This window comes from Pedobacter sp. ISL-64 (assembly GCF_018613605.1).
Lineage (GTDB): Bacteria > Bacteroidota > Bacteroidia > Sphingobacteriales > Sphingobacteriaceae > Pedobacter.
The window spans coordinates 124,700-139,449 of the sequence record NZ_JAGGPU010000020.1; the positions used below are offsets into that span (position 1 = coordinate 124,700).

General features: G+C 40.5%; 8 protein-coding genes. 1 reads left to right on the forward strand and 7 read right to left on the reverse strand.

Features of this window, described 5'->3' with window-relative positions:
- Positions 1-2 precede the first annotated feature (2 nt).
- The 7 genes from J7E57_RS21785 to J7E57_RS21815 form a co-directional block, all read right to left on the reverse strand.
- Positions 3-2,504, reverse strand: coding sequence for a glycosyl hydrolase 115 family protein (locus J7E57_RS21785; RefSeq protein ID WP_215130960.1), 2,502 nt, complete (start codon positions 2,502-2,504; stop codon positions 3-5).
- A gap of 5 nt (positions 2,505-2,509) precedes the next feature.
- Positions 2,510-3,637, reverse strand: a complete 1,128-nt coding sequence (locus tag J7E57_RS21790; RefSeq protein ID WP_215130958.1) for a glycoside hydrolase family 88 protein — start codon at positions 3,635-3,637, stop codon at positions 2,510-2,512.
- A gap of 18 nt (positions 3,638-3,655) precedes the next feature.
- Positions 3,656-6,559 (reverse strand): sugar-binding domain-containing protein, encoded by a 2,904-nt coding sequence (locus J7E57_RS21795; RefSeq protein ID WP_215130956.1) that lies wholly within the window; start codon positions 6,557-6,559, stop codon positions 3,656-3,658.
- Positions 6,560-6,654: 95 nt separating this feature from the next.
- Positions 6,655-7,449: a rhamnogalacturonan acetylesterase gene (locus J7E57_RS21800; protein ID WP_215130954.1), complete on the reverse strand. Its 795-nt coding sequence runs from the start codon at positions 7,447-7,449 to the stop codon at positions 6,655-6,657.
- Between the two features lie 186 nt (positions 7,450-7,635).
- Positions 7,636-8,400, reverse strand: a complete 765-nt coding sequence (locus J7E57_RS21805; RefSeq protein ID WP_215130952.1) for a rhamnogalacturonan acetylesterase — start codon at positions 8,398-8,400, stop codon at positions 7,636-7,638.
- A 44-nt stretch (positions 8,401-8,444) separates the two neighbouring features.
- Positions 8,445-10,280 carry a rhamnogalacturonan lyase gene (locus J7E57_RS21810; RefSeq protein ID WP_215130950.1) on the reverse strand — a complete coding sequence of 612 codons (1,836 nt, stop codon included), beginning with the start codon at positions 10,278-10,280 and terminating at the stop codon, positions 8,445-8,447.
- A gap of 20 nt (positions 10,281-10,300) precedes the next feature.
- A complete protein-coding gene (locus J7E57_RS21815) occupies positions 10,301-12,703 on the reverse strand; it encodes a carboxypeptidase-like regulatory domain-containing protein (RefSeq protein WP_215130949.1) in 2,403 nt (800 codons plus the stop codon).
- 466 nt (positions 12,704-13,169) lie between these two features.
- Between J7E57_RS21815 and J7E57_RS21820 the strand changes: the two genes are divergently transcribed.
- A partial coding sequence (locus J7E57_RS21820; RefSeq protein ID WP_215166274.1) for an alpha-L-arabinofuranosidase C-terminal domain-containing protein occupies positions 13,170-14,750 on the forward strand: 1,581 nt, incomplete at its 3' end.

The following is a 14,750-nucleotide window of genomic DNA, read 5'->3' on the forward strand; positions in this document are numbered from 1 at the left end:
ATTTATTGTATTTCCAACTGGTTAACTACTAAGCCCGGATCGAGCATATAAATTTTCACAGTCGATTTACCTGTTTTATTAATCTCGTGTTTGGTTATGCCCGAAGCGTAACCCTGTAATACATTCTGTTTCCAGATATTATTTTCTGAAGCCGGAGAAATATTAATTACCTGCGGCTTGTCGTTGTTTACCGAAATGGCATAACGCACTTTAATGCCGTTATTAACGCCTTGGGTAGGCAAACATTTCACTTCGATCTGGTGTTCGCCTTGTGTTTTAAAATCAACTTCGTAAATAGTGAAGGCGGCGTTTTGAAGCGCTGTTTCCCCGAATGGCTTAAAAGTAAAAGGATAAAGAGAAATGCCATCACCACCTAAACCAAGTCCTTTTAGGGTTTGTAAAGATAGCCCCTTTGGCACTGATTTTTCAGCATATTTAGCCGCACCTACAATAATTTTATTTTCAGATTTCTCGGCAATGTCTGATGATTTTGCCGTTATAGAATCGGCCACTTTTGGCATTTTAAAAACAGCTAAATCGCGTGGTTTCCAGCTCATCATTTCGTTCCATTTGCCGCCTGCAATTTCTTCATTGTATTTTTTGGTAATCAACTGAATCTGCTCAAAAGCAGTTTTTGATTTTTTTGAATAACTAAAAGCCGATTGATCGCCGTTCGCGGCTAAAACCAGACTTTTCTTTGCATATAAAATCTTCTGGTTCATCAGCATGGCACCTTCAACAGGGTATAAAATCAATTCAAAATAAGCATCTTTCAAACGTGCTGGCATCTGGTCATTTAAACTTTTAGCCTGATTATAAATCTTTTCATAAGCGGCTAAACGTTCTTCGGCCTGGGCATCGGTAAAACTAACACTGGCCATATGCTCAGGTTTAGCGGCTTGTGCCAAGCGATAATAAATTGCTTTTATTTCGGCAATGGGTTTTGCAAATTCAGTACCGAAAGTCTCAGCAGCCCAGCTTTCGGCATAATTATCCGCATTTTCAGGTTTCCACTGGTTTACATTCCAGGCCAAATCCATTGCAAACTGCGTTTCCATTTCTGCAGGCTTAATATCACCCACATTTATGACCCAAAGGCGGTTGGCTTTATACTGGTAAGCCTTAGTTAACTCGTAAGAAATTAAAGATGGAGAAATTGAAGAAAGCCACAAATAATCTTGTGGGGCACCCCAATAAGAAATATGGTAGTACACCCCGCTTCCACCCGGGCGCTTTTGCTCTTCAGGGTTCGAAAGCTGACGGATATAACCGTGATTATCGTCGGCCCAAACAATGGTCACATCATCAGGCAGTTTTAATCCGGCCTGATATAAAGAAAGCACCTCTTTGTAAGGGCAAAAAATCTGTGGGATAGAACTTATGGGTTTAGTAATATTCTTGCTGAGAATGGTCCGCTGATCAGCAATTACCTCACCCAACAATTTCACTTTTTCATTTTTATCTTTCGGTCCGGGCATGCTGCCATCATGAATACCACGCATCCCCACAGTATAAACCGATTCGTAGTTTTCTGCTTGTTTTACACGGTCGGTCCAATAGTTTGCAATTTCATTCTTATTCAGATCGTAGCGCCATTCGCCCGGTTTTTTACCATATTCGTGCTCGAAATTCTCAGCCCATTCGAAAACATTATTCCGCAGCATCGGCTCACAATGACTCGAACCTAAAACAATGGCATATTTATCTGCCATTATGGGATTATTGGCATAATGATAAAATGCTTTGGTTGAAGGATGCATACCCGGCCAGATGTAGTTAGCTTTTAACCTGAGTAGCACTTCGAATATTTTAGTATAAGTTTTTGGGCCGATATCTTTCACATCGGTATCCATCATTTTAGCAGCCCAGGGTTGGATGCCCCAATCTTCATCATTGATAAAAATACCGCGGTATTTAACCGATGGCGATTCTACCAAAGGCTGACCAGCTTTTACGTATAACGATTTTTTTGTTGCCGGTTTCACATCAGCCCACCAACAAAGCGGCGATACACCAAGCATCCGCGAAAGTTGAAAAACGCCATAAGCAGTCCCACGCCTATCGCTACCAGCAATCACCAAGGCTCTTTTTACTCCTTTTAATGGATTTTCAATCACTGAAATAGAAAAAGTTTCCCATTTACCGGATAAAGCAATCCTGTTTATTTTCCCACTTTTAACTAATTGATCTATGTAAAACGATTGCCCTATAGTACCAATAATAATGGGATAAGCACTTAAAGCATGATTATTTTTCAAAACCTGACTTGTTGTTCCCGTTAACAAGTGAATATCACCCTTAAAAGCCTCAGCAGCGATCCCAACAACTTCGGCATCTTTTTCATCGATGTAAATTGAGGCTGCTTTTCCTCCATCCACAATCGGGAAGGATGAAACACTGTTAATTTCAGAAACGGCAATACCTATCCTTTGTGCCATACTTTGTTTGGGCAGCAAGAACAACAACGTCAATACCGATAAGCCAACTAGATTTCTGAAATTCATTTTAATTACTTTTTAAGCTTGTATACCTCTGTTCCGGCCAATAAGAAACAACCCAAACCATAATCTTCAAAATCGGGAACGCTGGTATAACTTACCGGCTGTCCGTCTTTTGGCTCTTTCCCGGTTCCTTGCATATAACCAATAAAACCATTTTTTTGAACCGCATCTTTCGTCATGGCATTCCAGGCTTTGGTGATGATGGGCAGGTAAGTGGCCTTATCTAAAATGCCTTGATTTACACCCCAGGCCATGCCGTATACAAACAAAGCAGTGCCAGAAGTTTCTTTACCACCAAAATGGGTCGCATCATGTAAGCTTACATTCCAGAAACCATCAGCACGTTGGATTGGCACCAAAGCTTTGATCATTTCGTGGTAGGTTTTTAAATATTCACTGCGGTGAGCTTCGTTTTCAGGGATAATTTCTAACACACGCACCAATGCGGCAACCACCCATCCGTTTCCTCTGGCCCAATAACAATCTTCGCCATTTGGTTCTTTATAAGGGGGCACAAAATCTTTATCGCGCCACCAAAGGCCATCTTTGGCATTGTACAAACCACCTCCCTCAGTATTTTTGGAATGCATATACATTTTGTACATGTAATTGTAGTAGGTGGTATCGTTGTATAATTTACCCAGTCTGGCAAAAACAGGCATTCCCATTTGGATCGCATCAATCCATGTCCAATCGTTTACCTTGCCCGATTTGATTACCAGATCAATAGAAGCTTTAATGTCTTTAATGCGTTCGGGTTGTTTATCAATCAGGTAAAGATCGATATAGGTCTGCCCACAGGCTTGGTCATCAGCATTTTTTGTAGTAATACCATTTCTTAAACCCCAGTTGTGTTTTTGGCCCCACTGAACGGCATAATCGTAATATTCTTTTTCCGGATGGATTTTATAAAGATTCATCAATCCTTCGTAATACACTGCCCTTGTCCAGATATTGCTTGGGCGCTCTCTGTTCGTTATGATTGATTTCCCGGCATCAGGCCATTTATTCATAAAATAAGCATTAGTTGATTTTAATACTTTTAAAACCTCTTTTTTATTAGGGATTTTCTGTGCCAAAAGCAGTTGGACAGATATACTGAATATTATTGCAGTGCTGAATATAAATTTCTTCATGGTGGTATTTCACTTATCTTAATTGGTTTTTGGTTTTACTTTTAACTCATCCGGACTATCTTTTGTAAAGGTATCGAACTGAATTTTCGATGGACTTTCGAAGATATCTTTTACGGTGTTAAAAGCCACTTCATATTTTGGATTAAACTGGGCAGACATCATATACTGCTGTAAACTGAAATAAAGTTGTTGTGCAGCAGGAGCGTCTTTTAAATCAGGTGAGAGGTTGGCACTCGAAACCACTAATTTACCCTTGCCTATTTTTGCTTCGAAAACAAGTGCCAAACGGCGGTTCAAAAACCAGGTATCAATTGGTTGAATAATTGGCTTAAATCCTGAAGGAAAATCTTCGAGATTCATTACCTGCGATTTGTTTACGATTTCCCACCACTGCATATCGCTGTGGAAATCGGTCGGAAAATTGTTAAAAGCGGCGTGTTTTGGATCACACAAAATACCCAAAGTATGTGGCGGGCGCATTTTAAACCACGATGTATTCCAAAAAACAGGCAGAAAAGTTTGCACCACTTCTTTCCCTTTCACCACTTTGCCTGCTGCATTGAGAAAAACATTGCCGCCCTCGGCCAAAACGGCCTGTGCTTTGTCATCTAAACTGGTACAGTAATATACATTGCTTTTAACCTGTGGCAATTGCGCAGGGTAAACCCAGAAACTCCAATCGTTGGCAAATTCAGTTCCATCAACGATAACCTCCAGTTTCAGTTTTGTTGCTTTTGTAATACCATTTAACGGAAATTTAATTTCTCCGATGGCAATACAATTGGTAACAGCTAAGGTTTTAAGATTGAAACTGCCTTTTGCCACATTTGTGCCGTTTTCGTCTTTGAGTGTCCAGGACAGTTTTGCATTTTCAATAGGCGCCTTTCCGAAATGTGCCACTTCTACCGCAGCTGCTAAGGTTTCATTATTGGTAAAAACAAACTTTGAAACTTTTAGCAAAGGCACTGTACTATTAGAAAAACGTTTGAATTCTTTAGCGCTGATATAACCTTTTTCATCCCAAAAGGCATCCAATACGCCTACAAGTGCTGTTCCCTGTCCTGGATAATCATTTAGCGACAATAACTGGTAACCATTGTAATTCGGCGTACGCAATGCTTTTTCGATTTCATTTTTATAACAAAGGGCTTGTAATTTACCCGAAGCCATTAAAAAGTCATGTCCCTGATCGGCCATGTCGTGGTCTTTAAGATCTTCCTGAAACATCTCAAAATTTTTCGCACGATAAACACCAGTATATTTTTTTATTTCATCAAAATTCGGGAATGCGCAATACTGTCCCATCTCATGCGCTACAAAAGGTACCGTAAACTGTTCGATCTGTTTGGCATAGGTTGAAATACTTTCTGGTTTTCTGCCCCAATCTAAACCCCTGGCACCAGCACGCACCATAAACTCGTTGTTCGGAATAACTGGCCAGCTACCACCAACTGATGCTCCGGTATATAATCTTCTCGAATCTTTAGCTTTCCAATAATTATTGAATTTGGTAAGGTACTCCACTTGTTTGCCACGTGGTTCATTTCCATAGGCCATCATACAGAAAGAGGCATAATTTCCATAGTTTTTGGTCATGCGGTTGGTTTCGTCGTAAATAAACTGATCAATCGGTTTTCCATCTCCGATAGATGAACCATGATTGGCCCAGCTTGGTCCTTCTGGCTGAAGATAAAAGCCGATTTGATCTGCAGCGATAAAGGCAGCTTCTGGCGGGCAAAACGAATGGAAACGCATGTGATTTAACCCATGTGCCTTTGAAATTTTAAAAATGCGTACCCATGCAGCAACATCCATTGATGGATAACCTGTTAACGGAAATTCGCAATTGTTAACGGTTCCACGCAAAAAAACCGGACGACCGTTAATTTCAAAAGTTCTGCCTACGGCTTTAAACTCACGCATACCGAATTGTACCTTTTTCTCGTCCTTTTTGCCATCTTTCGAAATTAGCGTGGCTGTTAAACGGTATAAAGCAGGATCGAACTCATCCCAGGTGGCTATTTTATCGCCCATTGGCAAATTGATTTCCAAAATACCGTTGCCATTTGTAATTTGGTAAGCTGCTGTTAAAGGCTTAACCTGAAGTGAATTTTTGGTATTGAAAGTTGTAGCGGCAAGCGTAATTTTCCCGGTAGAGGATTGTTTAGCATTGGCTTTAAGCTGAATTTTGACCTTGGCAGATTTGTTCTTTAAATCGGGATAAACCTGAATATCTTCAAAATAAACAGGCGAACCGGCAATTACCTCCATTTTTCCAACTACACCATTCCAGTTTCCTTGAGTGTGATCGGTTAAACTATGTGAATCCTGCCCCACATTTATCGCTTTGATACGGTTATCGATCAATAAGGTGATGGTATGTTTTCCTGCTTTTAAATTTGCAGGGAGTTCGAAATTTTGCGCAACCACAAAGGTATACTGCGTTCCGATTTCGATATCATCTATCCAAACCTTTGTTTCTGAATGGGGATATTCTAAGGATAACACCAGTCTTTTACCCTTCCAATTGGCAGGAATTTCGATATCTTTTTGATACCACGCTGCGCCTGTATAATGTTTGGCGGGCGTTAACCAGAAAGGTATTTTTATATTACCTGGTTTACGGTATTTTTCTAAACGGGGATGAAAAAAGTACGAACTATCATAAATACTTCCTGTCCATTTTGTTTTGAGGGTAATGTCATCGCCCTTTAAGTTTTCGGCCATTGAGCCTGGCAGATTAACGGATTCCGGGAGAACGGTTGAGTACCATTTTCCTTTTACACCTTCATCCTTAGCATCAATTTTGAAACGCCATTTGCCAGCAAGCGAAATGCTTTGGGCATGCATCTGCGTGATGCTTAAGAATATAAAAGCAATGCCTATCAGCACTTTGAAAACTCGGTTAACCTGTATCTGCATAAAATTGAACGGTGTATCACCGCTGGTATTTGGTTAGGCGGTTAAAATAACACAATATTGGCAGGAAAGCATCCTGTAGTATCCTGCCCGATGGCTTATTTCAGGTAGCTATTCAGTTTATTGTTTTTTAATTTCTTTAGGCCTTCTACAACAGCAGCTGCATTTAACTTTGCTCCTGCTTCGTTGGTGTGTGTATGGTCTTTCTCGGTAAAAAATGCCTTTACCTCAGTCGCGCTTAAAGCAGCATATTTATCTTTAATGATCTGATTCAATGGAATGAAATCGACTTTTTCGGCTTTTGCCACCTCTTCGGCCCAGCTGGCATAACTATCGTTGGCCAGAACTATAGCATTATCCTTAACCGGATTGCGTGGAATCGGTGAACATACAATCGCTGTTGCGCCTTTAGCTTTTATATCGCTGATAAATTTGCGCAGGTACCAACCGTAGGTATACACCACTTCCTGTTTTTTCTTGATCGGGTTGTAAATTTCTTTACTTTCCGTTCCGATGCCTTTTATGGTACCACGGGCACGGGCGGTATCGTCTAATGGGCTACTATCGTTATGGCCAAATTGCATCATCACAAAATCTCCTTTCTTCACCTTAGCCAAAACCGCATCCCACAATCCATTGGTCTGAAAAGTACGACTGCTGGTACCGCCAAGGGCATTGTTTTCGACATTGATTTTTTCGGAATTAAATAAATCTCCGATAAAGCTTCCCCAGCCCCATAAAGAACCATCACCCTTGCCTTTTCCGTTTTTAACGGTCGAATCGCCAATGAGGAATAAAGTGGGTTTTGCCTGCTGTTTTAAGATAATGCAGGAAGAAAAAACAATGAATGCTGCTAAGAGAACAATGCTTAAATATGTTGTTATTGGTTTCATGTTTAGTTTATTAAATTTACCGTAAGCGGTTTGATTAAACAGATTATTTTGGAATCGTCATTTCGAGCGGAGTGCAACGAAGTCGAGAAATCTATCTATAGATCTCTCCATTCCGCTATGCTACAGTCGAGATGACGCATTTTTGGTCATTGCCTTTGGTCTTTTAGCTTTAGTCTTTCTCCTTTATTAAAGCAGATACTTTTTCAAATTACAATCTTTTAATTCCCTGATTCCTTCTACAACAGAGGCCGCGTTAACTTTTGCGCCTTCTAAATTAGTATGGGTATGGTCGCCAGGGAAATAGAGTTTTACCTTATCCGGACCGAGTGCATCATATTTATCAGCCGTTATTTTATTCAGGTCTACAAAATAGGCATTCTCTTCTTTGGCTACATCGGCTGCCCATTTCCCGAAATCGTTATTGGCTCGAGCCACTTTACCATCTTTAAAAATATTTCTGGGGATCATCGAAAGTACAATCGGTGTAGCGCCTTTTGCCTTGGTTTCACGCACAAATTTGCGGATATACCAGCCATAGGTATGTACAGTTTCTACTTTTCCATCTGGCCAGGTTAATACTTTGGTTTCTTCACCCGTTCCTTTTAATACACCTCTTCTACCTGCTTTTGTAGTATCAGGAATACTTCCATCATTGTGTCCGAACTGCATGGTAACAAAATCACCCGGTTTTAATGTCTCCAGAACTTTATCCCATCTGCCCTCCGATAAAAAGGTACGGGTACTTCTTCCGGCCATTGCATTGTTTTCTACATGGATTTTTGTGGTATCAAATAAGGAAGCAATAGGTGTTCCCCAGCCCCAGGTTTCTTTGTTCGAGTTGCGGACTGTAGAATCGCCAATGGTATGTAATGCGGGTTTATGCTGGGCGATAAAGGCAAAAGAAGAAATAATGATGATCATTCCCGCCAGGATAAAGCTATATTTTTTCATTCTTAGTTATAATTATTTACGTTACTCAATTAGTTTAATATTTTTTAGCGACCAATTAGTATAATGATAGGTTTTGGTGCTTTCTTCATTCCGAAACCGAAATAGAACCCCGTATGTGGTGGTTGGTTATAACCATCATTTTGCCAGGCAATGCTTAAGCGGTACTGCGGGTCGTGCATTAAGGTATAGTTGCGGTATTCGGTCGGAATAGTGGTGCTGTAAATCCTTAAACTTTGATTATCCTCAGCTCTTAAAATCAATTCTTCGCGCCAATCTCCAAAAATATCAGCGCTTAAAGCTGGGGTAGATTTGGTTCCGTTGTTAGAAACGGCTCCATCTGCCGTAAAAAGCCTCCCGACATTGTACTTATCTATATGATTACCATCTAAAAGTTCTCTTGATAAATCACCATCCCAATAAATTAAAAAATTGGTCGATCGGGGCTGATTACCGATCCGATTGCCATTGATATCAAATAATCCATTCGATCCCGACCACCACATCTGTGCGCCAAAACGGGTATTATCGATATTATCGGCTACTCCTCTGCCCACATCTTCGTCTTGCGATCCTTCCCATAATATTTTGCCCGTTTTGGCATCATAAACCGCAGCTCCTGGGCCTTTTGTACCTTCTTCTATTTCGTGTACACCAAAAACCTCCAAACCTGGGTGTTCCGGATCAAGGTCTGAAACATGAATGGCATCACCATGCCTTAAGCCCGTAGTGTACAATCCCTTTCCATTATCATCTACACACATCGAACCGTAAATAATTTCGTCTTTTCCATCCGCATCTACATCTGCAACTGTAAGATTGTGGTTTCCCTGTCCTGAAAATGAGTTTTTAGCATCTTTGGTATCAAATACCCATCTTGAAGTTAGTTTGCCATTACGCCAGTCCCAAGCTGCTAAAACCGTTCTGCCGTAATAGCCTCTGCACATCACTACACTAGGATGGATCCCATCTAAATAGGCCACACAGGCATTAAACCGATCTACACGGTTACCCGTATTATCGTTTTTTCCGTTCCCACCTCTACCACCCCAGGCGCCAATATTGCCACGGGCAGGAATATAATCTGTTGTGGCTAATGCCTCTCCGGTTTTACCGCTAAATACGGTTAAAAATTCAGGGCCATCCAATATTTTACCGTTCGGGTTGCGCCAATCTTTAGTTGCATCGCCAATTACTTTTCCTTTGCCATCTACCGTTCCATCGGCAGTTTTACATACCATTTCTGCAATACCATCACCATCCAGGTCGTACACCATAAATTGGGTATAATGAGCTCCTTCGCGGATGTTTTTCCCTAAATTAATCTCCCACAAAAAAGTTCCATCTAATTTATAGGCTTGAAAAATCGGCGGATCGGTAATACCGTTTGATGAATTATCCCTGCTGCGACCAGTTTGGTGCAATACAATTTCATATTCACCATCTCCATCTAAATCGCCTACTGAAGCATCGTTAGGCGAATAACCTGCTGGTGTTTTTAAAGGAATAGTTAAATATTGCTGAATAGGCGGCTTGACTGGCAACGTAAAAGATTTACTGGCTTCCAATTCACTGCCTTTTAAAATTGGTTTTACGAAATAGCTGTTCGGAAGATCGAATTTAACCCCAGCATCTACAAAATTAGTGCTCTTGGTAATCGGATCGTGATTGAGTTTTACGGCTTCATTATTTCCGCTTTTGCGGTATAGGTTAAAAGCAATGTCATCGGCATCGGTACCCAACATCCGCCAGCCTACGTAAACAGAATCGTTATTCTGCCGTACGGCAATTACACCACGTCCCAATTTTTCCATTTGGCGCTGAGCGAAAAGCTGTGTAACACAGAATAAGCTGAAACTGAAGATTATAATGGTTTTGATCATAATAGCTTATCTCTGACTGGTTATTGAACTTTATAAGTTGTTTTCGCCGCTACAGCCACTCCTTTATCGGTAATTCCATCGGCTTTGATCAAAATATCGGCTTTGTTATCTCCATTAAAATAAATGATAGTCGCTTCACCGTTTTCGTTGGTTTTTACAGCTGGTGCCCAGAAAACGGTGGTACGTAAATCTTTATTTGGTGTTGCCGGACTGCTGTAATTTGGCGAATAAAAAGTTCTTGCGGCATAATAACCGTTTAAATTTAGGTTTAGCAAGTCTAAATTTGGTCCGCGCAAAGCCTCATCCTTTAAATTAAGGCTGATGAGGTACACATCTTTTCCGGTACTGTTTAATAAATGCTGAATTCTAACCTGGTTAATCTGATCCATGGTTAAACTGTAGTAATCTAAGCGTTCGGTAAAGAGTTCCTGCCTGTTGTTTACTTTAATAACCGGCCTAACTTTTTTTCCATTGGCGATAAAGGTGACTCCTTCATTACCCAAACTATCGTTTTCTTCCGCTGGATAACTTCCTTTAGCCTTTGTTAACAGAAAATGTTCCAATCCCTTGTAAGAATAATCGGCTGCTGTAATGTTGAAAACTTCCTCTGGATAACCAAATGAAGTAAGTACATCCTGAAACAGAACCACCTTATTATTCTGGGCGGCCTTAATTTCAATATCGTTTAAACTGATCGAATCGCCAAACTTGTAAGTGCGGTTATAATCCATGCGTTTACCGATTTCTACGTTCAAGGTGTTCGAAATTCCAGGTGAGATCGTTTTTAACGGCGCTAAATTTAAAGGTTTAATCAGCGTATCGATCTGCAGCCAGCCACCCTTTTTCCCTTTATCATCTTTTGATGAAATTTTTACCGTTTGATTGCCATACCAACTGAGCCCATCCAGAAAATAACGTCCGCTCTGGTCGGTTTTCGTCGTAAAGATTTTATTGCCAGTAAAGTTGGTACCAAACAGGGTAATATTCATATTCGGAATGGGTTTGTCGGCCAGTTTCTCCCTTACCAATCCTTTAATTGTGATGCCAGGCTCGGGCAAATAACTTATTTTAATAGCCGAATCGGCCAGTTTTCTCCAGATATAATCTCTCCAGCCCTGGGTAAGCAACAATAAGTCGAGCTGTTTTAAACGAGATGGATTTTTAGCATCAAAATACTGCGCAGCATTTTTAATATCTCCCTTTACTTCCGATTGCAGCATCAAATACGATACGATATCATTTCCATCATCTGGAATAAGTCCATCAACAGCAGCTAAGGAAAATGCCGTTTTAGCTGGCTGCCCAAGAAAATTGGTCGCTTTTACCTTAATAACCACTTTCTCTCTTGGTTTATAAGCTGTTTTGTTTGGGGTGATCGAGAAATTGACCTTATTTTCGTCCTGTATAAAAATAAGCCGTTCACAATTAGGCCTGTTCTGGTCATCCAACAGGGTTAGGCTTGCAATACCATTCGGAAAACCTTTTGTTGGGATAGATACCGATACTATAGCTTTACTTAATTTGATCGATCCGGAATAAATATTATCGCCCGCATGTTTAATTACAAGCGAAATGCTTTTATCCTTCAACTCGCCGAACATTAACTCGTTGGCACTAATACTTGCTTTGATATTTAAAGAATCGGCAGTAATATGTAATGAGAGGCCTTTTTTAAGGCTTAAGGGCATTTCCGACGAAAATTTTTCTTTGCCATAAAGGCCCTCAACCTTATATTTCTCATCCGTTTTGGGTGTAAAAGCAAAAATGCCCATGCCCGCATCGGTACTTTGAAAAGTAGTTACGGTATCTCCTTTTGAAGAGATTACACTTCCTGTGGCTTTAATCCCATTTCCAATGTCATCATTGGTTTTAAAGGCTACAATACTGGTTAATCCTTCAACCAGCGATCCGCCCTCAGGGAAAAAGGCAATCGATTTTTTCGAATTGGAAACATCGTTTTTTTTGACCGGATTTCGGGTAAAATAAGAAGCGTTTTCAATAATGTTATTGCTAATGTGGATCCGTTTTTGAAAAACAAAATCATCGCCAAAATTTCGCATCCAATTGGTGTAAGCCCTAATGGCGTACCAACCAGAAGGAATAGAATCTTTCAGTTTAAAATCTCCCTTTCCCAATCCACCGTCCAACCTGATCATTTTTCGGTCTAAAACTTCCGATTTTGGCGAAAGCAGCTCCACATATAAATTATTGCTGGTAGCGGTTAAATTGCTACTTTTTCCATTTACCAAATAGGCGCTAAACCATACATCTTCGCCAGTGCTGTAATAACTGCGGTCTACCTGTAGGTATGATTTCTCAAAAAAGAGTTTAACCGATTGTTTATCTGTAGCTTTTTGTTGCGCCGAACCACAAAGTGTTGCTGCACTTAAAAAGCCAAGCAAAGTATATTTTTTAAGATTCATAATTCTTTTATCGAGCATGTGAACCAGCTATTTTGCACATAAAAGCCCCACTGAATAAAATAGTCAATATTTGAATATTGAAAAAACGAAGGCTCATCATGTGTTATTGGTTAGCGGATCATAACAGCCGCTGGGTAGCAGCCATAAATGATTCATGTCGAATGTAAATAGTATATCTTTAAGGTGCATCCTGTAGTATCCTGCTTTTTGACGATGACAATATGTTATAAGAAAGATTTTAAAGGTTTCTGCTCAATAAATTTTAAACATCAAGTAAAAAGTTACTTTACTAAACCCTTTTACTACCTCAATCCATATTTGAGATGCTTGTATCATTTTCCCCGATGCTAAGATTGTAGAATTTACCAACAAAATCGTTGATGAATAAAAAAATAAATGTTTAGATAACGTTTATTATTTTAAATATTTTACTTTTACCATTAGGATCTTCCAAATATTAAACCGTATGAAATTAAATTACCCTGTAAAAAGTGTGTTTTCGGCATGCCTGGCATATGCAACAATTGGAATCGGGTACACTTCCGAAGTACAGGCACAAACTGCAAAAGTGATCAAAGTTAAAACAGACCATTCCATTGCCAAGGTGCAACCTAATATGTGGGGCGTTTTTTTTGAAGACATCAACTTTGGTGCTGATGGTGGCATTTATGCCGAACTGATCAAAAACCGCTCTTTCGAATTTGCAAAACCGCTGATGGGCTGGACCATCTCTAGAAGAAACCCAAGAGAAGGTGAAGTATTAGTGGTAAACCGCAAAGAAGTAAACAGTACCAATCCTAGATATTTACAGGTAAAAAAACAAACTGATGATTTTGAGTTGATAAATGAAGGATTTAAAGGTATCGGCGTAAAAAAGGGGATGCGATATGATTTTTCTGTTATGTACCGTCAAGCAAAACCTGGTGTTAGGTTGACATTACTCTTAAAGGCGGCAGATAATAAAGTTATCGGACAGGGAAGATTAACCCCAGATCAGACCGGTGGCGATTGGAAAAAGCAATCAGCAAGTTTTACCGCGACAGAAACCGATCCAAAAGCAAAATTTGCCATTGGGTTTCAGGGAAAAGGAAATATCGATCTGGATATGATTTCGTTATTTCCCAGCGACACCTGGAAAAACCGCCCACAGGGGTTAAGGGCCGATATGGTACAGTTACTGGCTGATATGAAACCGGGTTTTATCCGTTTCCCCGGGGGCTGCATTGTAGAAGGCACCGACCTGGCCAACCGTTATCAATGGAAGAAAACCATCGGCCCGATCGAAAACAGACAACTGTTGATGAACCGCTGGAATATTGAATTTGCACACCGCCCAGCACCTGATTATTACCAGAGTTTTGGTTTGGGTTTTTTTGAATATTTCCAACTGGCGGAAGATATCGGTTCTGATGCACTTCCGATATTAAATTGCGGCATGGCCTGTCAGTATAATTCAGCCGAAGTAGCGAGCCTTGATGAACTGGATCCCTATGTTCAGGACGCTTTAGACCTGATCGAATTTGCCAACGGCGATGTAAATACCAAATGGGGGAAAATGAGGGCAGATCTTGGCCATCCAAAACCTTTCAATTTAAAAATGATGGGGGTTGGAAACGAAAACTGGGGCCCACAATACCTGGAAAGGCTAGCGATTTTCACTAAAGCCATAAAAGCCAAATATCCCGATTTTAAACTGATTTACAGCTCTGGCACCGGTCCGGATGGCGACCGTTTTGACTTATTGAACACAACTTTAAGAAGCAATAATGCTGATTTTATTGATGAACACTATTATCGCCCAGCCGATTGGTTTTTAAAGAATGCCGGCCGTTACGATAACTACCCAAGAAACGGATCGAAGGTTTTTGTTGGCGAATATGCGGTCCATGCAGACAATAGTATAATCGGAAGTAACCGCAACAACTGGCAAAGTGCGTTAGCTTCAGCTTCGTTAATGACAGGCTTAGAGCGCAATGCCGATGTGGTACAGATGGCCTCTTATGCTCCACTTTTTGCCCATATCGACGCCTGGCAATGGGCACCCGAT

Bases quoted from the DNA above. Each gene is read 5' to 3' on its own strand.
- J7E57_RS21810 (WP_215130950.1), bottom strand. From the start codon at position 10,280: ATGATCAAAACCATTATAATCTTCAGTTTCAGCTTATTCTGTGTTACA.
- J7E57_RS21790 (WP_215130958.1), bottom strand. From the start codon at position 3,637: ATGAAGAAATTTATATTCAGCACTGCAATAATATTCAGTATATCTGTC.
- J7E57_RS21815 (WP_215130949.1), bottom strand. From the start codon at position 12,703: ATGAATCTTAAAAAATATACTTTGCTTGGCTTTTTAAGTGCAGCAACA.
- J7E57_RS21795 (WP_215130956.1), bottom strand. From the start codon at position 6,559: ATGCAGATACAGGTTAACCGAGTTTTCAAAGTGCTGATAGGCATTGCT.
- J7E57_RS21785 (WP_215130960.1), bottom strand. From the start codon at position 2,504: ATGAATTTCAGAAATCTAGTTGGCTTATCGGTATTGACGTTGTTGTTC.
- J7E57_RS21800 (WP_215130954.1), bottom strand. From the start codon at position 7,449: ATGAAACCAATAACAACATATTTAAGCATTGTTCTCTTAGCAGCATTC.
- J7E57_RS21805 (WP_215130952.1), bottom strand. From the start codon at position 8,400: ATGAAAAAATATAGCTTTATCCTGGCGGGAATGATCATCATTATTTCT.